Origin of the sequence: Psychrobacter sp. LFX-11D (assembly GCF_904846475.1) — a bacterium.
Classification (GTDB): Bacteria; Pseudomonadota; Gammaproteobacteria; order Pseudomonadales; family Moraxellaceae; genus Psychrobacter; species Psychrobacter cryohalolentis.
The window spans coordinates 1-23,956 of the sequence record NZ_CAJHAV010000005.1 but is presented as its reverse complement, the minus strand read 5'-3'; the positions used below and the strand labels follow the sequence as shown (position 1 = coordinate 23,956).

Genomic DNA, 23,956 nt, shown 5'->3' with positions numbered 1-23,956 from the left:
AAACTATCGTTTAGTGTTACCACAAAGTGTAGCGATTTATAACACTGATAACAAATGATTCTTTAGACAAAAAAAATAGCACCTACCGTAGTAGATGCTATTGATGGATGAATGTGAATAAATACTATCTATTCAATAAGGCAACTATTTTAAACTACTATTTCAAAAACAGCGCCATTGCCTTTTTAAATAAGCCACCATAGGGCGGTAACAATATATTTAGCCCATTCAATTTGGATTGTACAAAGATAGGTTTCATATGACTCAAACGATCAAATCCAGCTTTACCATGGTAAGCGCCTGTACCTGAATCGCCAACACCGCCAAACGGCAAGTCATGCTGCGCTACATGCATAATCACTTCGTTGATACATAGTCCGCCCGATACCGTATTGGTGCGTACTTTATCGATATCACGGCTATTATCACCGAAGACATATAGCGCTAACGGTCGTGGACGGGCGTTAATAAATGCAATCGCATTATCAAGAGTGTCATAGTGCATGAGTGGTAAAACGGGTGCAAATATCTCGTTTTGCATCAAATCACTCTCAGGCGCAGGCTCGCTGACAATAACTGGTGGCATGAGACGCGTTTCAAGATTAGACGTCGCATCAGTGAGTCTATAGACACCTTCACTGGATAAATTCTCTAAATAGCCTTTAACACGCTTGAACTGCTGAACATTAATAATGCGTGAGTAATCAGGATTGCTTTCAATATTGGGATAGTGTTTCTCCATCCACTCTCTTGCCAGACGCACGAATTCATCATGATATTGGCGCTGAATCAGTACATAGTCAGGCGCGATACACGTTTGACCAGCATTTAAGGTCTTACCCATCATCACGCGATTGACAGCATTTTCTAAGTTAGCACCCTCTAGTACTATGACTGGCGACTTGCCACCGAGCTCAAGCGTGACGGGTGTTAGATTTGGTGCTGCCGCTGCCATTACCTTTTTGCCAACAGCAGTAGAGCCGGTATAGAGCAGGTGATCAAAAGGCAGCTCACTAAAAGCCGCTGCAATCTCAACTTCACCGATGACCACACAAACCATATCTGCTGAAAAATAACGTGAAATGGTTTCTGCAAACGTTTGCGCAAATTGCGGCGCCGCTTCACTCATTTTAACCATGATGCGGTTACCAGCGGTAATCGCGTCAATCATCGGTCCTATCGCCAAAAATAAAGGATAGTTCCAAGGTACCATGATACCAACCACACCTAATGGCTGTGGCAAAATCTCATTATGGGCTGGCATATATAGTGCTGAAATCGATACTCGCTGCGCCTTCATCCACCTCTTACCGTGCTTTTTGGCATGACTGATACCCGTAAAGCTCGGAAACAGCTCGGCAAATTGAGTTTCTGATTCACTACGATAGCCAAAATCAGCACTGATAGCATTAGCAAGTAGCTGTTGATTGTCACTCAGCATTAGCTCTAGATTATCGAGTTGGTCTCTACGCGTTGCCCAATCATTGATAGGCTGAGTACGGCTTAGATTTTGCATGCGTGAAAACTGTGACTGCATATCTGCCACGGTTTTGATAATACTAAGCCCTTCGTGCTCATCGTATTTAGGATGCATCGCTTGAACCTGATTTTTTTGATCGCTGTCTGTCATATATCTTCCTTGTCGTATACGTGAGAGTCAGCACGTTTTGTCAAATTTAAGACTCTATAGCTAGTATTAGACACTAAAAATTACTGATATCACTCTATTATCCTTGTAAACGTGTTATCTATGCAACAAAGCCTAATAGTGAATAAGGCTAAAACATCATTTTCTTAGATATTACTTTTATTTAGTACCATTTAATGTAGCCCATTGATTCCTGAATGAACAGCATCTTTGATGCACCCATGGGTTCGTATACGATGCGTATCTGCTCACTACAAGATGGCCTTTTGTGGCTATTTTATTCTTTTATATTTTTCCAGTTCAATATAATTAAAATTAAAATTTGGGCGACAATATGAAAACTGCTACACTCACTGACAGTAATATTAACAATAGATAGCCCATTTTACATAACAAAAACATAAGACAGCCACTCTCATGCCAAATACTATGCAGGCGCTTAATACGCAACCACTTAATGAAAATCTCATCACAAAGTCACTCACTGCTGCTGACTATGTGGCTACTCTTGATGCCATGTTATCACGCACGTTAGAGCGTATCTCTCTTAAAAAAAAGCAAGGACTGCGTTCGCCTGACGAGTTATGGATTGTCGATCACAATGACGTTTATACCCTTGGGCAAGCAGGTAAAGAAGAGCATATCCTGCAACGTACTAATACGCCTATCATCAAAACGGATCGCGGTGGTCAGGTGACATGGCATGGACATGGTCAGCTGGTTATGTATTGGCTGTTTGATTTGGACAGTATCAGCTGGAGTGTGCGCAATATGGTCTCACACGCTGAGCAAGCGATTGAGGATGTGGTCAATGACTGTCTCAAGAGCACAGCATCAACTGACACCAACCATATCAGCGCCCGTGCCCGCCGTGATGCGCCTGGTGTCTATCTATATGCTGATACGTCTGCAGAAGTTAACGATACCCCTACTTCTACTGATGAGATAGAAGTTGATAATACCATTATGATTGGCAAAATTGCATCGCTTGGCTTTAAAATCAAGCATGGTTTTAGCTACCATGGTATTGCCATTAATTTAGATTGTGATTTATCGGCATTTAACGCCATCAATCCTTGCGGTTATGCTGGCATGCAAATGTTGCGTTTGGCGGACTTTGTCAATATGAACCAAGCGACCAATGCACAGCCAAACAACCTGCCGCTCACTGATGACGAAAAAACACTTACCTACGAGCAATTTACGCAACAGCTCATCGACAATATTGCACAGCGTCATGCAGGAGAAATCCCACTGCGTGAGTTAGCGCCAAAACAGGATCGTTGAGTCTTTTTTTGCATAATCCTTTTTTGCATAATATCGTGCGCGCTTAGACTTAAGCATTGTGAGAAAATTTGATTCAAACTTGTTATAATCGCAGGCGCACAAATTGGGCGCAGCAGTAACCTTAGCGCGCCAACATCTAACCCTTTATCATTGAAGCATTCATAACAAAAGCACCTTGGAGCAATTTATGGCAGATTTTAATAAAATTTTGGACGCAGGCGACGTCGATGGTGGCATCATTAATGTGGTCGTAGAAATCCCAACTGGTAGCAGCCATAAAATTGAGTGGAACCGCGAATTGGCGGTATTTGAGCTTGACCGTGTTGACCCACAGATTTTCGCCAAACCTTGTAACTACGGTTTTATCCCGCAAACCCTTGATGAAGATGGCGATGAGTTAGATGCGCTTATCATCACAGAACAGCCTTTGCCTACTGGCATTTTCTTAAAAGCGAAAGTTATCGGCGTGATGAAATTCGTTGATGATGGCGAAGTCGATGACAAAATCGTCGTCGTACCTGCTGACGACCGTGATACAGGCAATGCTTACAACAGCCTAGAAGACTTACCAAAGCAGCTGATCAACCAATTACAATTCCATTTTAGCCACTATAAAGACCTTAAAAAAGCCGGTACAACGGTGGTCGAATCTTGGGGTGACGTTGCAGAAGCTAAAGAAGTCATCAAAGAGTCTATCCAACGCTGGAAAGACCTATAAATTATCCTAGATAATTTAAACAAGCGTTTATGGCAATTTTTTATTAAAATTCGCTAAGTGCTATGAAAATACCGCAGACATGATAATGGTTGCGGTATTTTTTTGCTTGAATTTTGCGGGGATAAAATGGTTATAATACCCTCACCTACCTAGTATCTCACCCAAATAAGGACTGTCATGTTCGACTCTGATTCAGGCTCAACGCCCGCCAATAAAAAACTGCCAAAAGCTGTGATGATGATGGTCGAAAAAGGCAATTTGGTGCAGGCAATTAAAACCTTGGCCGCTGATGAAAATATCAGTATGGATGCCGCTAAATCTCGCATAGATGCTTACGAGCTTGCGCTAAAGAACAAGCAGCAGCAAACTCTCACGACTATCGCCAATAAACAAGGTATCCCAAGCCAAGCTTTTAGCTTTGATAGAGAACAAGTGCAAGAAAAGCCTGAGCAATTGATTAGAAGTAAAGTCAAAAGCACGCCCTCTGAGCAAGGCTTCCAAAGTCTACAAGACGGCGTTGACAGCCAGCTTAATGACTTGGGCTATAAAAAGCCGTTAATTCCTTATTGGGCAAAGCGGCTATTGGTCATTGCTGCGGTGATGGCAGGGTTATTTTGGATAATGTGGCGTGTGTTTGGCTAGTCTGTTATAAATGGTTCCATTATACCAGTCTGTTTTAAGTAGTCTGTTAATAGGTTTAAAGGGCGAAATAGCTGGTTCTAATAGGGTATAATCTAAGTATAGTAATTATTTCCCTATTGATAATATCAGTTATATCAACAAAATAACCTTGAAGAAGAAAAATGCCACTGAAACTACTAAAACGTAAGCTAAAAACTTTAAAAGATCCGTCACATAATCGACAACGTTTGAATCCGAGAATCAAGCAATATCAAAAGTCAGCGAATCAAGGAGATGCTGAGGCCCAGTTTAACCTTGGTTTGACTTACAAAGATGGTCAAGAAGTCCAGCAAGACAATAAGATGGCGGTTAAATGGTATCAAAAGGCAGCGGAACAGGGTCACATTACTTCTCAGTTTAATCTTGGGCTGCTCTATCAAGATGGAAAAGGTGTTGAGCAAGACTTTGCTTCAGCGGTTAAATGGTATCAGAAGGCAGCGGAACAGGGTCACATTACTTCTCAGTTTAATCTTGGGCTGCTCTATCAAGATGGAAAAGGTGTTGAGCAAGACTTTGCTTCAGCGGCTAAATGGTATCAAAAGGCAGCGGAACAGGGTCACATTACTTCTCAGTTTAATCTTGGGCTGCTCTATCAAGATGGAAAAGGTGTTGAGCAAGACTTTGCTTCAGCGGTCAAATGGTATCAAAAGGCAGCGGAGCAGGGTCAAGTCACTTCTCAGTTTAACCTTGGATTGCTTTATCAAGATGGAAAAGGTGTCGAGCAAGACTTTGCTTCAGCGGCTAAATGGTATCAAAAGGCAGCGGAACAGGGTCACATTACTTCTCAGTTTAATCTTGGATTGCTTTATCAAGATGGAAAAGGTGTTGAGCAAGACTTTGCTTCAGCGGTCAAATGGTATCAAAAGGCAGCGGAGCAGGGTCACGTCACTTCTCAGTTTAACCTTGGATTGCTTTATCAAGATGGAAAAGGTGTTCGTCAAAACAAAACTAATGCAAAAGAATGGTATGGAAGGGCTTGTGATGGTGGTCTTCAGTTAGGCTGTGATTCATACAGAGAATTAAATGAGCAAGGTTACTAATTTATCCAAATAAAAATCGATTGTTGGTATTATCTTTAGTAGATATAAGATTATTAAAACACTATAGCAATGTTAGCAGGGTATATCGCTGCCAGTTTGGTTCCTAGTGTAGAGCTCAGGACTGCGCGACAATTAACCGATGAGATATACTCGAATATTTTTCCTCGAAATTAAAATTTCATGCGATTAACTAACCAAAAATATCTCAAATTATCAACTTTAAGTACACCACAATGTACACTAACAGCCTATTAAAAACATAAACCCTTACACAGCAAAGCTTTAAGGGATGTGTTCAAGTCCTCACTAGGGAACTACCCTTTTTCCCCTGAGAAACGTTATGGTAAATAAAAAATCCACTGCCTACCTATTCATATAATTCATGAATATTTTAAGGCACTAAAAAAGGATACCGCAGCATCCTTTTTGATTTTATGTTAGCGCTAATAGAATACTATTCTAGTGATGCTCACCCGGTAAGATTCTGGCAAAGGCACGTTGAGCAAGGTTTGGTTTTTTATCGGTGGTCTGAGCGGCACGAGTGCTCGGGAAAATGCGATAACCCATCGATTGAATACCAACGTTAATCGCTGGTGCTAATGAATAAGTAGCCGACGCAAACTTGCCCATGTTACTGGCAATACTGTTTGGTTTATGAACAATCGCTTTGGCGACCATCATCGCTGCCTCATCTGGCATAAGCGCTGGCATATAACGATAAAGCTTAGTTGGCTCAATCATCGGCGTGCGTACCAATGGCATAAAGATATTGGTTATCGTCACATTATCGCCTTTGACTTCGGCAGCTAGACAACGGCTAAAGGCATCCAAGGCCGATTTTGAGGCGACATACGCGGCAAAACGCGGACTGTTTGCCAATACACCAATTGATGAAATATTCACAATTTGACCCGTTTGACGTTCAATCATCGTCGGCAAAAACCCAAGAATGATTTTGACTGCGCCAAAGTAATTAATATCCATGGTACGCTCAAAATCATGGAAACGTTCAGTGGATTCGTGAACCGAGCGTCGTATCGAGCGACCGGCATTATTTACCAAGACATCAACGTGACCAAAGTCCGCCAAAATTTGCGTGCTAACTTTTTCAATGGCATCCATATTGGTCAAATCACAAGGATAATAACTTGCCTTACCACCAAGCTCTTCGATACTTTCTTTAACCGCTTTTAGCTTCTCTTCAGTACGTGCCAACAAAATGACATGAGCACCGCATTCACTAAGCAAAAAAGCAGTACGCTCACCAATACCGCTTGATGCCCCCGTTATAATAATATTTTTGTCTTGAACTGCTTTACCGATTGCTTTTTTTGAAGGGTTAGCCATGAAACATCCTTTTAAAAATTAGACTTCCGTTAATATTTACCTAAATCATAACAAAGAAATATAGGTTAAAGGAAATAAATAAGCAATAAAGCCAGTTTAACTGGATAGACATTCTTATTAGATGAAGTATGGATCACTTTGTGCTCGACAGATGCTCTTCATTGTTTATTCATGAGCATTCAAAAAATCCTCTACCACACGGAACTGTCCGGCGGTACTTTCCTCACCATACATGGCTTGCCTAAAAGCGTTAGAGTTCGGAATACCGGTGGTATACCAAGCAATGTGCTTGCGAGCAATACGGCAGCCTGAGTATTCACCATAAAAACCGTATAGCTCTTCTAAATGTGTCAGTACAATTCCTTTTATCTCGCTAACACTGGGTGATGCCAGCGTCTCACCTGTGCGCAAAAAATGCTCAATATCGCGAAATATCCATGGTTGTCCTTGGGCAGCGCGTCCAATCATCACCGCATCACAGCCGGTCAACTCATAAACACGCTGCGCTTTTTGCGCGCTGTCTATATCGCCATTTGCGATGACTGGAATGCTAATACTTTCTTTGACCTCACGTATCAGCTCATAACGCGCCTCTCCGGTATACATATCTTCACGCGTGCGTCCATGGATAGCAATAGCAGCTATACCCGCTTGCTCTGCTCGCTTTGCAACGCGCAAAATGTTTTCACGTCCATTCTCGTAGCCCAAGCGCGTTTTTAATGTGACAGGCGCATCCACTGCGTTGACGGCTGCATCTAATAGACGCGCTACCAAGTCCTCGTCTTGCAACAGTGCAGAACCTGCCAGCTTTCTACAGACCTTTTTGGCAGGGCAGCCCATATTAATATCAATAATTTGTGCACCATTATCAATCTGATAACGCGCCGCTTCTGCCAATTTATCAGGTTCAGCTCCAGCAATTTGTGCCGAAATTGGCGCGATTTCATTATCAAAATTGGCACGATAGAGCGATTTTTTGCGCGCATACAATGCCGTATCAGCGATAATCATTTCACTGACTGCATGACCTGCACCAAAGGATTTGCACAATCTGCGAAAAGGGTTGTCTGTCACGCCAGCCATCGGTGCAACTATCAAACGGTTCTCAATCGTCAAGCCGCCAATCACGAGTGGCTGCAATAAAGGATGGTCTGAGGTAGGATTAGACGAAAGTAAAACTGGAGAATCAATAGACATAAAAAAAACGGCTTGATTGGTAATGAAAACAAGCCGTTATTCTAAGGATTCGTGAGCATATTGCAAGGGATTACGTAATCATTTGCTCAGCTCATAAAGTTTATCAACATTAAATGTCCTGTTTAATATACCTATTTATCAAACACACTGCCCTGCTCAAGCGTTATATCTTCATCATGCTCTTGCATACGCCACGGTAAAATATCTGGTGAGACATTGACAAAGTGTAGATATTTCTCAAACTGATCGATAATGTCATTAATAATCGACACTGATTCATAACCATATAAATCATAGGTCTGACCACCACGGCGCAAATACACTTCAGCACGGTAATGGTGCTCTTGTGGCAATTTGTTTGCCATATCTTCCGTATAATAATCAGGAATATCATGCTCTGATAAGCGAACCTCGTACCAGAACTCCACATTATCGCCACTTCTCAATTCTAATACAGCGCGATTATTGACTTCATCATAATTCACGTCAGGCAACCAACCTGTATCGGCGAACTTCTCAGCCACTTCGTTCATAGAAGATAAAATCGTTCCTTTGATATAACTAAGCACTTTATCGCGTGTTGGCTGCTCAGTCATATAATCAATACGCTCGCGCCAAGCCTCTAGTTTCAGTAGATGCGGCGGCAAATGGTTATCATTACCTAAACTCTGGTTACGATGACCTTCAATACGTAGCGCTCGCCACATGCCAAATATCGAAATCAATATAATAACGGCAAAGGGTAAGGCGCTGACAATAGCGGCAGTCTGCAATGCTGTCAGTCCACCAGCGACCAGTAAAGCCGCGGCAACTGCCCCTTCAGTCACTACCCAAAAGGTACGTTGCCACCATGGCGTATCACTACGTCCACCCGCTGCAAGAGAGTCAATAACTAGCGACCCTGAATCCGATGAGGTCACAAAAAAAGTAATAATTAATAGTACTGTTAATGACGACACTATCTGAGTAAAAGGCAATTTCTCTAATAACTTAAATAAAGCAATTGCTTGGTTGTTCTGCACTTCAGTAATGAGTGCATCGTAACCATCAACCATAATCATATGGAGCGCTGTATCGCCAAAAACTGCGAACCAGAAAAATGTAAAGAAGGTTGGTACTAACATCACGCCTAATACAAACTCACGGATAGTACGACCCCGACTAATCTTGGCAATAAACAATCCGACAAAGGGTGCCCAAGCAATCGTCCATGCAAAGATAAAGAGTGTCCAACTGCCGATCCAATCACTCGATTGATAAGCCTGTAAACTAAAAGTACGCTCAACAATATTGCCTAAATAGCTGCCCGTGTTTTCCATAAAGGCGTTTAGAATAAAGATGGTTGGACCCACGATAAAAACAAACAGCATCAGCCCCGTTGCTAACATCATGTTCAAAATTGAGAGTCGCTTTACCCCTTTATCCATGCCAGCGAGAACAGATGCCAAAGCTGCTAGTGTCACCAGCGCAATGATAATCACCTGAACTGTAATACTAACAGGTATCGTATTTGGTAATAGATAATTTAAACCGGCATTGATCTGTGATACAGAAATCCCCAAACTGGTCGCAATACCGAACATCGTGCCCACAATGGCAAACACATCAACAGTATGTCCAATCGGACCATAAATTTTATCACCAATGAGTGGATATAGTGTTGAGCGCATTGACAAGGGCAAGCCATGACGAAAAGAGAAATATGCCAGCGACAAACCTACCACACCATAGATCGCCCAAATATGAAAACCCCAGTGGAAATAGGCAATTTGCATCGCTTCTTTTGCGGCCTCAATAGTCTGCGGCGTTGAAAGCGGTGGACTGGCAAAGTGTATGACTGGCTCTGCTACGCCGTAAAATAGTAAAGCGATGCCATACCCTGCAGAAAACAGCATGGCAAACCACTCAAGAAAATTATACTCAGCCTGAGCATGATCTGGTCCCAGTTTAATACTGCCATAAGACGAAAACGCCAAGACAATGATAAACATCAAAAATATAGCGACTGCTAGCATATAGAACCAGCCGAAAGTCTCAGTGGTAAAATTCAGAACGGTGCTAAATAGTTCCCCAGCAGACTCAGGATTAATGGCAGTACCAATCACTAATAGCAGCATAATGGCTGCTGCCGGTACGAAGACGGGCAAAAGAATAGTGGAACGGGAGGATTTGTTCTTCATAAGCAGATTCTTATATTAACGATCAAGTAGACTTAATGTTTACCACAAACCGATTACTAACCCCAGTATTGCTGCTCATTTGTCACATTACTTGAACTATTGTTACAGCACTATTACCTAAAAACAAAAAAGGCAACTTGTTAGTTGCCCTTTTATTATTACCTAAAGAGTAAGTACTATCTGTTCTTTTAACTCATAACAACGATAGACGTTTTTAAAATTACGCAGTAATAATCGCTGCCAGTTGTTCAGCTGTTTTTGCAAGCTCGGCATGATCTGCTTGTGTGACGGCATGGCGACCAAGCTCATGAATACTAGAAGGAATCAGGTGCACATGATAATGAAACACCGTTTGCCCTGCTTCTGCACCATTTAGCTGCATTTGGATAATGCCTTCACGATTAAGTACCTGACGCTGGGCTTCCATAACTTTTTTAGCCGTCATCAACACAGCTGCCGCGTATTCAGGTTCAAGATCAGCTAAGTCCACCGCTTTTTGCTTAGGAATGACCAAAACATGCCCCTTTGCTTGTGGCATGATATCCATAAAAGCAAGAGTCTTATCATCTTCATAAACTTTATGATAAGGGATATCGCCATCGAGCATTTTGGCAAAAATATTATCGTCTTTATAAGTAGTTTGCGGATTGGCTTGGCTCATTATCTTATTCCTTTAACCTGTATTATTATTGAATCAAAGTTAGTATTGATTGGATAGCGAGTATTAAACGAATACTTACACCATTAAATATAGTGGACGAAATCTCACTTAAGTACAAGTATCAGATAATCACTGATTGATCTTCATGAACTAACTTGCTGCTCTCGTTGATGATTAAATTATTGACGAGCCATGCGCGATAAATGTTATATTAATCTACTCTCTTGATGACCTTACCATGATGGATTTGACTGCCTTGCCAACTCAATTATCTAATAATACTGACGCTCATACGCAGTCTATCAATGACGCTATCATAAACAATGATGAGCATAAGCAAACGCTTGGGTCAAATAACCCTTCAGCTACTGACCCAAATGCCATTATATTAGCGCAAGCATTGACTGATAAAGCCATCAGTTGGCGTATTCATAACTGTAAAATCAGTCAAAAGACCCTCACTCAAGACTTACCGCTGCCATTTTTATATCATTATGACAGTTTGGACGATGTCGTTAAGCAGACCTATCCTTTAACCCCAAAGCTACTGGCACAATTTAATACACCGATGACAGCGCAAGAAGCTGCCAAGCTAATTGGTATCGATGAAGCACTCATATCCAATCCGTGGCATGTCAAGGTGATTGGCTCATTGGTGGTATTTAGCGAAGCATTACAACTCGCTGTGCGTTTGCATTGGACCAATACGGGTAAAGAGACGCAGCAGATTTATACTAAAGATAAAGATGATGCTATCATTGCAGCCTTTAAAGAATGGCAGTTTTTTGGTCGTATTGATATCCTGTATAAAAACAACAAACAAGCGCTGATTAGTATTGACGAACAGAGCATTGATACAGAAACCAATCAGCCGCTGCCATTAATAATAGAATCCAGTATGGAGTATCAATACCTACCAGCGACTCATGCCTTAGTCGTCATTGCCAAGCTAGAAGCAGATAAAGCTGAGCTCCCTTGGTTTGAAACCGCTATTTTGGAGCGGCTTGCATAAATGATTGACCCTTAAGTCTTGTTTGTTATAGGTTAATTATTTTCAGTTACTCATATCTAATGGTATGGTAACGACTTAGTATTATTCACTAGTACTCTCCCGGTATAAAAAGCACACTATCAACATTGCAGCGGATGCTGCACATATTAATAAATCTCGCTCATTTGTAAGGAATACCACATGGATTACAATTCAAAAACCTCTACCGGCGGTCGTAATATGGCAGGTGCTCGTGCCCTGTGGCGCGCAACTGGCATGACTGATGGCGACTTTGGCAAACCTATTATTGCCATTGCCAACTCTTTTACCCAGTTTGTACCCGGCCATGTGCATTTAAAAGATTTGGGACAAATGGTTGCACGCGAAATTGAAAAAGCGGGTGGCGTGGCAAAAGAATTTAATACCATTGCTGTTGATGATGGTATTGCCATGGGTCATAGCGGTATGTTGTATTCACTACCGAGTCGAGATCTGATTGCTGATTCTGTCGAATATATGGTCAATGCCCACTGCGCCGATGCGCTAGTATGTATTTCTAACTGCGATAAAATCACTCCGGGTATGTTGATGGCAGCCATGCGCCTCAATATTCCCGTCGTCTTTATTTCAGGTGGCCCAATGGAAGCGGGTAAAATTATCGCCAGCACGGTCGCACACAGTCATAATAATGATGGTAGTAGCGACGTCCATAGCACTGACAGTAAAGGTAATGCCATTCGTAAGCTTGACCTCGTCGATGCGATGATGGACGCGGCTGATGATAGCATTAGTGATGAAGATGTCGCCGCTATTGAAGCCTCAGCTTGCCCGACTTGTGGGTCGTGCTCTGGTATGTTCACTGCCAACTCGATGAACTGCTTAACCGAAGCCTTAGGCTTGGCATTACCGGGTAATGGATCATTATTAGCAACCCATTCGCTACGCCGCGAGCTATTCCTAGAAGCGGGTCGCACTATTGTGTCACTAGCCAAACGTCGCTACGAGCAAGATGATGATTCAGTCCTACCACGCTCTATCGCTACTAAAGCTGCGTTTGAAAATGCCATGACTTTAGACATCGCCATGGGCGGCTCTACCAATACTATTTTGCATTTGCTTGCTGCTGCACATGAAGCCGAAGTCGACTTCAAAATGCACGATATTGACCGTTTAAGTCGTGGCGTCCCTTGTTTGGCTAAAGTTGCCCCTGCTTCACAAAAGTATCATATGGAAGATGTGCATCGTGCTGGTGGTGTCTTTGCGCTATTGGCCGAGCTTGACCGTGCTGGTTTGCTACATACCGATTTGCCAACTATCCATAGTGCCACGATGAAAGAAGCGATTGATAAATGGGATATTATGAATCCTGACAATCTTGAAGCACGTGCACGCTATATCGCAGCCCCTGGTGGCGTACGGACAACTGAGGCTTTCTCACAATCAAAAGAATGGTCAAATCTGGATGTGAACCGTGAATCCGGCTGTATCCGAAGTGCCCAACATGCTTATTCAACTGATGGCGGTCTTGCCGTTCTATACGGAAATATTGCTGAGCGTGGCTGTGTGGTCAAAACTGCCGGCGTTGATGACAGCATCTTGGTTTTCACCGGACGTGCACGTATCTTTGAATCACAAGATGACGCAGTAGCAGCAGTGCTTGATGATCAAATCGTCGCAGGCGATGTGGTTATCATCCGTTTTGAGGGTCCAAAAGGCGGTCCTGGTATGCAAGAGATGCTCTACCCGACGACTTATCTAAAATCTAAAGGCCTAGGCAAAGAATGTGCCCTGCTTACAGATGGTCGCTTCTCTGGTGGGACATCAGGCTTGTCTATTGGTCATGCCAGCCCAGAAGCCGCTGAAGGCGGCGCCATTGGCCTCGTGCAAGAAGGCGATACTATCCATATTGATATCCCAAACCGTACCATCAATATGCAGGTCAGTGATGAAGAGTTAGCTGCTCGCCGCGAAGAAATGGAAAGTCGTGGACGTGATGCTTGGAAACCCGTCAGCCGTGAGCGTCATGTCTCTCCTGCTTTACGTGCCTATGCCGCAATGACCACCAGTGCCGATACGGGCGCTGTACGTGACGTCAGCCAAGTTGAACGTTAGACAATAATATTTAAGTACCATTCTTGAACTGAATTTATTAAGCCTGCGCAATGCAGGCTTTTTTTTCACCAAAAAACAACGTATCTGTCTATTTAATCACTATCTGATAACGATTTTTTGCGATATTTAGATGTTTTTACCGTCATTATAAATGGCTACTAAGTGTGACTTTTTTTAAACTTTAAATCAAATATAACAGCGTGCACCAACCTCATGATTGAAAATTACAATTTATTCTTATTGGTTTGCGGCATTGCCTTCGTATTCGGTGCGCTATTTCCGATTATCTTTAAACGCACGCCTATCTCCTTGCCCATGCTGCAATTAAGCTTTGGTTTGCTGATGGGCTATTTTTGGACAAGTTTGGCATTTTTGAACCCTATCGATAATGGACTGATTATCGAAAAACTGACTGAAATTGTAGTGTTGGTTTCTTTAGTCGGTGCGGGTATCAAGATTGATACTGAGCTGTCTTGGCGATTATGGCGTCCGACGATGCGCCTACTCCTGATTACCATGCCCATCGGTATCTTTGCGATGGCAGTATTAGGTTACTATGCCTTTGGTATGACAATAGGTGCTGCGATTTTACTCGGCGCTGTCCTTGCCCCAACGGATCCGGTATTGGCCTCTAGCATTCAAGTTGGACCGCCCAATACCGGAGGTGAAGATACACCACGCTTTACCTTAACCTCAGAGGCAGGGTTAAATGATGGGCTAGCATTCCCTTTTGTATATCTTGCGATTAAGATCGCAGAAGCCTATAGCGAAGGAGAGCGTTTTACGGGGGATATGCTGTGGTCTTGGTTTACCCATGATGTATTGTGGAAGATTGGCGCAGGGTTACTGGTCGGTATTGTCGTTGGCAAAGTCATGGCAAAGTTGGTGTTCTCAAAGTATAGCCGTGAGACGACTATGTCTCAAGGTTATGTGGTCATTGCCCTAACTCTGGTGGCATATGGATTGGCAGAATACGTCCATAGTTATGGCTTTATTGCTGTATTTGTCGCGGCATTTGCGTTCCGTCGTTCAGAATCTGAACACACTTACCACCATAAATTGCATGATTTTGCTGAGCAATCAGAAGGTTTACTCATGTCACTGGTGCTTGTCATCTTTGGCATGTTCCTTGGACAAGGTCTACAAGCTGGCGTTGAGCTAACATGGCGCGTCTACATCGTCAGCTTTACTTTTTTATTATTGATTCGTCCGCTTGGCGGCTTTATTGCCTTATCAGGGCTGAATCTACCGCCTACTGAAAAATACGCCATATCAGCCCTAGGTATCCGCGGCATCGGTACCCTGTACTATTTATCTTATGCACTCAACCAAGGGTTTTTTAATGATGAAGATGCCCTTAAACTTTGGATAGTGTGCTCAATTGTGATTTTGGCGTCTATTTTTATACATGGTTTAACAGCAAAACAGCTGCTTAAAATGACACCAAACAAAGCACAATAATAAGATGAACAGTATTTCTTTAACTAAAAAATGCTATTTATAAATCACTAACGCTGATTAAATTTCAGTATTAATTAGATCCAAGACTGCTTCCGTCAGCGCAAACTGGCGGATATCGTTGAGCATGGTCACATCAAAATTATGGACAAAGGCAAACGATAGCTGCCGCTCAGGGTCGCACCACGCAACTGAACCGTTATAGCCCATGTGTCCAAAACTTTGTGGCGCATGAAATTTTGTATCGTGAGTGTTTACCTCAAAATTATCGCTATTACAAATACTAAAGCGGCGATGATAACCCAAGCGCCAATCCATATGGGCTGGCATAACGGCATCCATACCAGTGACTTGCGGCGTTGATAGCTGCTTAAAAGTTGCCTCATCAATGAGTGTTTTCCCTTGCCACATACCACCATTAGCCAACATCGCATAAATCGTCGCCAGTGCATGTGCTGATGCGACGCCATTGGCAGCAGGGATAGTAGCTCGTAAAGTCTGCGGATGATAATAGTCAATCGGTTCTTTGCTCGCAAGTAACAGGGCTGCTTTATAGTTTTTAAGATTCAGCTGACTGTTATCAAAGTATAAACGGTTGATTTGTGCCGTATCCAATGTTGGCAATACTTTCCCTATCTGTTCTTCACTATCAGCTGTTACTGATTGGATTGCATACTGATTGGCTGCTTGTTGTTGCCAGCAGGCATAGCTCGGTAAATCGCTATAAGCTTGCAAGGTATCTACTGAATCTGGTTTTAAAACTGGTTTATGACGGCGGGAACGTGGCTGCGGTTGTGAGCTTTCTTGTGCATTTTCTGACACTTCTTCTACTGACTCAAAGTTTTTAACCAATCGCGCAACCTTGTCGACCTGATTTTCTGGTACACCAAAGTAGCAGCTGTTGGCAATGCCTAATGGCTCTGTTAGATAATGGCGTAATGCTTGAGCCAGTGGCATCGCAGTAACGGCTTCTATCACGCCGCCCAGCACCCAACCATATACCAAGGCGCTGTAAGCACTGTCGTATAATTCCGCCTGCTCAGGGGCAGTCACAGGCATTGCTGCAATTTTCTCTAGCATCATACTCCAATCAAGGACGATTTCATTATCGAGGTCAATACTTTGAATCGAAAAAAGATTGGCTTGATGCGACATCACACTGCGTAAAGTGATTTTCTCTTTATTTTGCACGCCAAATGCTGACCAGTAATGGGCAATCGGTAGATCATAATCCAGTTTTTTCTGTGATACCAATACATGAACCAGTGTCGCCAAGATGCCTTTGCCAGTCGAAAAGTTCAATGATAAAGTATCTGTATTCCATGATAAATCAGCACGTGCCAGTCCCACACTTGCTTGTGCGATACATTTGCCAGCTTGATAAACCACTAATGCGCCGCCTGCCGGCGCATCATCAAGCTGCAAATCTGTTAGCAGTTGTTGAAGCCGACGTTGGATATGATTGTCAGTATATGTACCGACGTTAGCGTTTTGATGGGTAGTTGTAGAGATGCTTTCATTATTATTTTTCATAAGTGCCCTGTTCTATTTTATATTTATGAAGTTATTCAGTTTAAAGCCTGTCATACATCTTATCAGGATAAAAAATCTCTATCCTCCAAAATATTTTTATAATGTATCACACAATAAAAAAGGCAACCCTAAGGTCGCCTTTTTTATTGTTAGGGATATTTATGATTTAACGCGGTACTAGCAATCGATTATGAACCTCTTCTGAAAGTTTAGTCAAACCATGACTACGCCCACGCTCCATAGCCGTATCCATTTTACGTCCACGTAACCAACCAGCTCGTAAGGCTATGGCAGCGCCAACACGATTGCCAGAGCCACAATGCATGGCAATTTTTTTGCCATGATGCTGACGCAGTATGTTATCAAACGCCAGTATTTTAAGCTGTTTCAAGTCAGCAGTGCCATTGATAGGTAAATGCTCGTATTGCATGCCTGCCTGCTCTACAGCTGTACTTTCATCGAATTTCAGCTCTTCATCAGGCTGCAAGTTAATAACCAACTCAACTCCAGCTGCTGCCAATGCGGCCACCTTTTCATCATCAAGCGCACCGCATACGATGGTATTTTCATCAGGACGAAAATATGGCTCAAATATGGTGGCAAGATCGATGCCATTATCGTTGCTACTAGTGTCGGCACTGCTAGCATCAGCAACTGTTGCTTTGTCTACCGCAGCTGAATGAGCAGAGCATTCGGTGCTTTTTGAATTTTCATGTAAAGTCATAAGGATAAATGTGTTCAATAGTAATGATTTTTGATATAAAAATTATATTTTACTTTGCTTCATCCTGCAAGGTAATCACACCAGCAAGATGCGGCTTGTCATTTTTTGCACTAAACAAACCAAACTGGCAAGTATCTTCTGCGCCTTTTAACTGAGCAAGTGGATCAGCGATAAGCTCTACTTCAGATGGTAAGAAAATAGGCAGCTTAAATGACACCTCAACCGTACAAGCATCAGGCAGCTCGCCCATCATCGCCAAACACTTAGCTTTTGACCACATACCATGAGCAATGGCTTTTGGAAAACCAAAGGCACGCGCTGATAATGGATGCAAATGTATCAGGTTAAAATCACCAGAGACAAACGCATAACGGCGACCGATATCTTCTGGCACTTCAAAAATACTGTGAACACCCTCTTCATTGATTGATGGCTTAACGGCTACTGGACGCGGCGTACTCTTTTTGTCCTTACTGCTGGCAGGTTTTTTGCTGCGTGATAGATAAGTCGACGTGCCTTCCCAAATGATTTCGTCTGCTGCCTTTACCGTGGTGACAAAATCAAACTGCTGACCTTGGGCATGGTCACGCAAATTATCAAACATCACTGACATAGCAACCGTTTCACTCTGCTTAATGGCACGATACTGGGTCACGCTGTTATCGACGTGAACCAGTCCTAGCATAGCAAATGGAAATGGCTCTTTGACCATCATATTCATCTGTAACGCCTGTGAAAGCACCGAAAAATACGTAATTGGCACATTGCCATCGTCTGCAAAGCCGCAAATTTTACGATAATCATTTAGATTGCTTTGATCGACATGTAAATCATCTACAAAATACGTTGCTTGCGGCAACTCATCGCGGCTAACTTTACCATTATTACCGATAGGCAATAGGCTTTTGACAATATTTGCATAGGTAGTATGCGCTTTGGGCAACGCATCATAATGTTTGTCTGACATAATACATCCTAAGTTGGGATTGAGTAGTTTTTTGATGGCATTTAATATGCTATGAATTCGATGACTAAAATATAAGATGAAATCCTAAAATAGGCGCAACGGTGTTTGGCTTATTGTCACTTTGTTTTTATCATAAAAAAGCCACCCTTGGGCAGCTTTATTATAAGTTATGAGCAGTTTTTTCGTAAGCATATGTGAAGTAACGTCAACACCTTGCTTAATAAAGGCAATTAACGACCAACTTTATGGCTTACACAGCCTTCGTTATCATCTGCATTTTCATCTGATATAAGAACAATTATGCACCTAATAAGCTTTGACCGCAAACGCGGACAACGTTGCCATTTAGACCACCAGAAGCAGGTGAGGCAAACCATGCGATGGTTTCTGCAACATCGACTGGTAAACCGCCTTGGCTCATCGAGTTCATACGACGACCTGCTTCACGGATAGCAAATGGAATCGCTTCAGTCATTTGCGTTTCGATAAATCCTGGCGCAACTGCATTGATGGTCATGCCTTTTGCATTGTCTTCTAGCTGCTTGGCGGTTGCATTGACTAAACCAATGACACCAGCTTTTGAGGTCGCATAGTTGGTTTGGCCCAAGTTGCCAGCGATACCTGAGATTGAAGACACACAGACGATACGTGCAGCATCTTTTAATACATCGTTATCTAGTAAATAACGGTTGAGCTTAGCGATACTGCCCAAATTGATATTGAGCACCATATCCCACTGTTTATCATCCATATTTGCTAATGTTTTATCGCGTGTGATACCAGCATTATGAATCACTGAATCCAAACCACCCCGTTTTTGTGCAGCTTCTGCGATTTCTTTACCAGCATCAGCACTGGTAATATCCACTGTCAAAGCCGAACCACTAATTTCACTTGCCACTTTCTGCAAGTCAGCTTGCTGCTGTGGTACATCTAAACAAATAACATGCGCCCCTTCACGAGCCAATACACGGGCAATTGCTTCACCAATACCGCGACTTGCGCCAGTGACAAGCATGGTTTTGCCACCTAATGGTTGGTTCCAATCGACATCGACCTTGGAACCATTACTGACACGTACGACCTGTCCTGACACATAAGCTGAACGCGCTGACGTGAAAAAACGTAGCGTTGAGTCTAAATTCTGCTCTGCGCCTGCTTCAACATAGATAAGCTGTGCGGTAATACCACGTTTGAACTCTTTACCAACTGATTTTACAAAACCTTCAAGGGCACGCTGCGCCAATGCGGCTTCGATATCAGTCAACGCTTCTGGTGGACGACCAATGACGATCACTCGACCTGATTTTTCGACACGGCGCGCAACGCTATGAAAGAACTCGTACACTTGTTTGAGCTCTTCAGCATTGCTAATATTGCTGGCATCAAACAATAAGACTTTAAACTTATCATCACTGCCAGTATTGGCTTTGGCTTTGACGCCTGCATCCGACAGGGTATCTTTTACGTCATCACCACTATTTACAAAGATTTCCGTATGCAGCTCTGACAAAATACGCGCCACTGACGCACTAACTGCGTTATCGCCACCATTAGCACGACCAACCAGCACGCTGCCACGTACCAAAGGTTGACCACTATCAAAACGGTCAAGATCTACTGGCATCGGTAAACCTAAATTCTTTGCGACCTTTTTACCAATAGACGACTGAACAAAATCACCATAACGGTCTGACATAATATAATCCTTTAATTGATGAGTAAGATAATAGTAAACAAGAATAAAATGTATCTATGATGAAATGCGCGCTATTAAAGTGCATTGATTATAAAAACTACCTGTATAAAGCGACATTAACATCATCATTTATAAATAATAAGTACTTATTAAATAGGTTAGAAACGGTCTTAACTATACACATTCATACCGAATAAGTCCAAAAACCACTAATGTCCATAGCAATATGTAGACAAGCCAGTATACAAGATGGTCTATTTTTCTGCCGTTAAAGGATTTTAGTTTGTGCTAAACTAAGACCTATAAGTTATAGCAAATCCATTTATCGATAACAATATATTATCAAACCTACGATTATGCAATGCTTTTAATCAGTACTAGCCAGTTTATAAAGCTTGTATTTATCCTTGTAAACACTGCAATATCTACGGTTAAGCGTCACATCGTTTGCTAAAGATATACAGTAAGGTTATAAAAAGCGTCTTATGCTGTATGACAATAATGTGTAATATATATCGCAATAAATGGTAATACGTATCTAAAGTATTTTAGTTGTTTTTAGAATAAAGACTTCTATTATTTAAATCTTTTTTTGATAACTTCCCTTTTCTATTTCTACCCATATTTTTTAAGGATAATATTATGAGTAACAAAAGCAATCACCCAGATAGTCCTATTGTTGAGACCACCGTGGTAAAAGCCAGTGATACTAAGAGCACTGATACTGCTGTAAAATCAGACACCACTGATGCTAAAAAAACAGATGCCAAAGCAGCAGAACCAAAAGCTGATAGCGCTAAAAAAGAAACCGTAGCAAAAGATAGTAAAACCACTGCTACGAAAGAGGATAACGCAGCTAAAGAAAGTGCAGCAAAAGGTAACAGCGATAAAAAAGAAGCGCCTAAAAAGGCTGACGCGACTCCTGCTAAGAAAACAAATACTGTGGCTAAAAAAGCAAGTACGACTAAGCTTAGCTCAGGTCAGAACCGTGTGGCTATCCTAGGTGGCAACCGTATCCCATTTGCTCGCTCAAACGGCTCATATGCTGATGTTAGCAACACGGATATGCTCACTGCTGCGTTAGATGGTTTGGTCGAGCGTTTTAACTTACAAGATGAAAAAATCGGTGAAGTCGTTGCTGGTGCAGTTATGAAACTGAGCCGCGATATCAACTTGACTCGTGAAGCGACATTAAATACTGCACTTAACCCACATACCCCAACGTATGATATCTCACAAGCTTGTGGTACTGGCTTGCAAGCGACGTTTGCTTCTGCCAATAAAATCGCGCTTGGTATCATCGATTCAGCCATTACTGGCGGTGTTGATACTACTTCTGATGCGCCTATCGCAGTCGGCGATGGCTTACGTAAAGTATTGATTAAATTGGGCGCAGCTAAAGACAATAAACAACGCCTAAAAGCATTGATGGGTCTAAACCCGAAAGATTTACTTGATACGCCGCAAAATGGTGAGCCACGTACTGGTTTATCCATGGGCGACCATCAAGCGATCACTACGCTTGAATGGAACATCAGCCGTGAAGCGCAAGATGAGCTTGCCTTCAATAGTCATCAAAACCTAGCACGCGCTTATGACGAAGGCTTCTTTGATGATTTAATTACCCCATATAAAGGTCTGACCCGCGATAACAACTTGCGTCCAGATACCACTTTAGAGAAGCTAGCTAAGCTCAAGCCTGTTTTTGGTAAGAAGAATGCTAAGCCAACCATGACTGCTGCTAACTCTACCCCATTGACTGATGGTGCATCTTGTATCCTATTGGGTACTGATGAGTGGGCGGCAGCACATGGTCTAAAACCATTGGCTTATATCGTCCATCAAGAAACAGCGGCTGTTGATTTCATCGGTAAATCTGGTGATACAGAAGGCTTGCTCATGGCACCGGCCTATGCCGTACCGCGTATGCTTGAGCGTGCTGGTTTGACGCTACAAGATTTCGATTTTTATGAAATCCATGAAGCTTTTGCTTCACAAGTATTATCAACGCTTGCTGCATGGGAAGACGAGAAGTTCTGTGAAGAGCGTCTAGGTCTTGACGCGCCATTAGGCTCTATCGATCGTAGTAAGCTAAACGTCAACGGCTCATCACTTGCTGCAGGTCATCCATTTGCTGCAACCGGTGGTCGTATCCTAGCCACTGCTGCCAAACTATTAGATCAAAAAGGCTCAGGTCGTGCGCTTATCTCTATTTGCGCCGCTGGCGGTCAAGGTGTGACCTGTATCCTAGAAAAATAGTGATATGTAAATACAACGTGTAAGACTGATTCAGTTTTAAAAATACCCTTTAATCTATTGATTAGAGGGTATTTTTTTATCTAAATAAATATTGGCTACTTTATTAACACAATAATGAAGCCTTCTCTACTCATAGAATTGAGCGTGCTATGCTAAAGTAAAGATGGGTATAAAACAGAATAAAAATATTTGTCAAAACAACACTTGTATCGACGTAGTTTTGGATTTAATGGACTATAAGATAGTAACGGCATAATAAAAATATTTATCAGGAGCGCATCATGGGTAAAAAACCCTTAATAATTGACCCGACATCTTTAACCGAGCAAGAACGCAGTAAATTAACCACACCTGAGCAAGTGACATTCATAGAGCGTATGGATAAAGATCTTTTGAACGATGAGTTAAAACGCAAGATGCATCAAGACTTAATTGACAGTTACGATGAAGAGCTTGAGAATGAAATAGACGATTATGTACGCGATTTCCGGTTTGATGGTCGCGAGATGAGTGAGCAAGAGCGGTTAGATCGACGTACCTACTTTCAAGAGCTGGTACGTTTACAACGTGAGCTGATTAAACTGCAAGATTGGGTCGTTGATCGCGGTGAGCGCATTGTGGTGATATTCGAAGGACGTGATTCTGCGGGTAAAGGTGGGGCGATTAAACGTATCACCCAACGATTAAACCCCCGTGTTTGTCGAGTGGCTGCGCTACCCGCACCTACTGAACGTGAACAGTCACAGTGGTATTTTCAACGTTATGTGGCGCATTTACCTGCTGCAGGCGAGATTGTCTTATTCGATCGTAGCTGGTATAACCGCGTGGGCGTCGAGCGTGTCATGGGGTTTTGTACGGATGCGCAGTACGAAGAGTTTTTTCAATCAGTACCAGAGTTTGAGCGTATGCTGGTACGTTCGGGCATACGTTTGGTAAAATATTGGTTTTCAATTACTGATGATGAACAGCATTCTCGTTTTATGAGCCGGATTCATGACCCACTGAAACAGTGGAAGCTGTCAGCGATGGATTTGCAATCACGGCGACGCTGGGAAGATTATACAAAAGCAAAAGAGACGATGTTTGAGCGTACGCACATTCCTGAAGCGCCTTGGTGGGTGGTTGAGGGCAATAATAAAAAACGTGCAAGGCTCAATTGTATTGCCCATTTACTTGAGCAAATTCCTTATAAAGAAGTGCCACGCGATGAGGTGGAGCTACCTGATCGTAAGCGTGATGATGAATATTATCGCGAGCCTATTCCTGATGATATGTATGTGCCGCCGCGCTATTAATTATTAGCATTCACACTATCCAGAAAATATTGTGTCTCGTCCTAAAATAGATTGATAGTTTTTGCTAAGCCAGATACCCTGAGTATCTGGCTTTTTTGTATTAAGCAGGACATGAATAACCGTCATGTACCTCAGCAGGTGTTCTCATATTTAAACTTA

General features: G+C 42.5%; 18 protein-coding genes. 9 read left to right on the top strand and 9 right to left on the bottom strand.

What is annotated here, in order from left to right; translation table 11 throughout:
* Positions 1-157: 157 nt before the first annotated feature.
* Entirely contained in the window at positions 158-1,630 is a 1,473-nt protein-coding gene (locus JMX75_RS05145; protein WP_201531304.1) for a coniferyl aldehyde dehydrogenase, read from the bottom strand.
* A gap of 435 nt (positions 1,631-2,065) precedes the next feature.
* Here JMX75_RS05145 and JMX75_RS05140 point away from each other — a divergent pair, with 435 nt between their 5' ends.
* The 4 genes from JMX75_RS05140 to JMX75_RS05125 all read left to right on the top strand — a co-directional run bounded on the left by JMX75_RS05140 (position 2,066) and on the right by JMX75_RS05125 (position 5,374).
* Entirely contained in the window at positions 2,066-2,935 is an 870-nt protein-coding gene (locus tag JMX75_RS05140) for a lipoyl protein ligase domain-containing protein (RefSeq protein ID WP_201531303.1), read from the top strand.
* Between the two features lie 187 nt (positions 2,936-3,122).
* Entirely contained in the window at positions 3,123-3,653 is a 531-nt protein-coding gene (locus JMX75_RS05135; protein WP_025651820.1) for an inorganic diphosphatase, read from the top strand.
* A 177-nt stretch (positions 3,654-3,830) separates the two neighbouring features.
* Positions 3,831-4,295: a hypothetical protein gene (locus JMX75_RS05130; protein WP_201531302.1), complete on the top strand. Its 465-nt coding sequence runs from the start codon at positions 3,831-3,833 to the stop codon at positions 4,293-4,295.
* Positions 4,296-4,456: 161 nt separating this feature from the next.
* Entirely contained in the window at positions 4,457-5,374 is a 918-nt protein-coding gene (locus tag JMX75_RS05125; protein WP_201531301.1) for an SEL1-like repeat protein, read from the top strand.
* A gap of 459 nt (positions 5,375-5,833) precedes the next feature.
* Here the strand turns inward: JMX75_RS05125 and JMX75_RS05120 are convergent, their stop codons facing one another.
* From JMX75_RS05120 to JMX75_RS05105, 4 genes are all read right to left on the bottom strand, one after another.
* Entirely contained in the window at positions 5,834-6,721 is an 888-nt protein-coding gene (locus tag JMX75_RS05120) for an SDR family NAD(P)-dependent oxidoreductase (protein WP_020443284.1), read from the bottom strand.
* 165 nt (positions 6,722-6,886) lie between these two features.
* Positions 6,887-7,918 carry a tRNA dihydrouridine synthase DusB gene (gene dusB, locus JMX75_RS05115; RefSeq protein WP_201531300.1) on the bottom strand — a complete coding sequence of 344 codons (1,032 nt, stop codon included), beginning with the start codon at positions 7,916-7,918 and terminating at the stop codon, positions 6,887-6,889.
* Between the two features lie 131 nt (positions 7,919-8,049).
* Positions 8,050-10,098, bottom strand: a complete 2,049-nt coding sequence (locus tag JMX75_RS05110; protein ID WP_201531299.1) for a BCCT family transporter — start codon at positions 10,096-10,098, stop codon at positions 8,050-8,052.
* 220 nt (positions 10,099-10,318) lie between these two features.
* Positions 10,319-10,759 (bottom strand): HIT family protein, encoded by a 441-nt coding sequence (locus JMX75_RS05105; RefSeq protein WP_201531298.1) that lies wholly within the window; start codon positions 10,757-10,759, stop codon positions 10,319-10,321.
* A gap of 238 nt (positions 10,760-10,997) precedes the next feature.
* Between JMX75_RS05105 and JMX75_RS05100 the strand changes: the two genes are divergently transcribed.
* The 3 genes from JMX75_RS05100 to JMX75_RS05090 all read left to right on the top strand — a co-directional run bounded on the left by JMX75_RS05100 (position 10,998) and on the right by JMX75_RS05090 (position 15,323).
* On the top strand, positions 10,998-11,771 hold the full coding sequence (locus tag JMX75_RS05100; RefSeq protein ID WP_201531297.1) for a hypothetical protein: 774 nt from the start codon (positions 10,998-11,000) through the stop codon (positions 11,769-11,771).
* 180 nt (positions 11,772-11,951) lie between these two features.
* Positions 11,952-13,862 carry a dihydroxy-acid dehydratase gene (gene ilvD, locus JMX75_RS05095; protein ID WP_011513411.1) on the top strand — a complete coding sequence of 637 codons (1,911 nt, stop codon included), beginning with the start codon at positions 11,952-11,954 and terminating at the stop codon, positions 13,860-13,862.
* Positions 13,863-14,075: 213 nt separating this feature from the next.
* On the top strand, positions 14,076-15,323 hold the full coding sequence (locus JMX75_RS05090) for a cation:proton antiporter (protein ID WP_181210497.1): 1,248 nt from the start codon (positions 14,076-14,078) through the stop codon (positions 15,321-15,323).
* A 57-nt stretch (positions 15,324-15,380) separates the two neighbouring features.
* On the opposite strand, the gene JMX75_RS05085 is transcribed toward JMX75_RS05090, so the two are convergent.
* The 4 genes from JMX75_RS05085 to JMX75_RS05070 all read right to left on the bottom strand — a co-directional run bounded on the left by JMX75_RS05085 (position 15,381) and on the right by JMX75_RS05070 (position 20,243).
* On the bottom strand, positions 15,381-16,853 hold the full coding sequence (locus tag JMX75_RS05085; RefSeq protein ID WP_201531296.1) for a serine hydrolase domain-containing protein: 1,473 nt from the start codon (positions 16,851-16,853) through the stop codon (positions 15,381-15,383).
* A gap of 166 nt (positions 16,854-17,019) precedes the next feature.
* The gene (locus JMX75_RS05080) at positions 17,020-17,577 is read right to left on the bottom strand and encodes a beta-lactamase hydrolase domain-containing protein (protein ID WP_201531295.1); all 558 of its coding nucleotides are present in this window, start codon (positions 17,575-17,577) and stop codon (positions 17,020-17,022) included.
* A gap of 49 nt (positions 17,578-17,626) precedes the next feature.
* On the bottom strand, positions 17,627-18,544 hold the full coding sequence (locus JMX75_RS05075) for a MaoC family dehydratase (protein WP_201531294.1): 918 nt from the start codon (positions 18,542-18,544) through the stop codon (positions 17,627-17,629).
* A 298-nt stretch (positions 18,545-18,842) separates the two neighbouring features.
* Positions 18,843-20,243, bottom strand: coding sequence for a 3-oxoacyl-ACP reductase (locus tag JMX75_RS05070; RefSeq protein ID WP_201531293.1), 1,401 nt, complete (start codon positions 20,241-20,243; stop codon positions 18,843-18,845).
* Between the two features lie 642 nt (positions 20,244-20,885).
* On the opposite strand from JMX75_RS05070, the gene JMX75_RS05065 reads away from it, so the two are divergent.
* Both JMX75_RS05065 and ppk2 read left to right on the top strand, forming a co-directional pair.
* Positions 20,886-22,502: an acetyl-CoA C-acetyltransferase gene (locus tag JMX75_RS05065; RefSeq protein WP_181210493.1), complete on the top strand. Its 1,617-nt coding sequence runs from the start codon at positions 20,886-20,888 to the stop codon at positions 22,500-22,502.
* Between the two features lie 281 nt (positions 22,503-22,783).
* Positions 22,784-23,797 (top strand): polyphosphate kinase 2, encoded by a 1,014-nt coding sequence (ppk2, locus tag JMX75_RS05060; RefSeq protein ID WP_011513404.1) that lies wholly within the window; start codon positions 22,784-22,786, stop codon positions 23,795-23,797.
* The last annotated feature ends 159 nt before the right edge of the window (positions 23,798-23,956 follow it).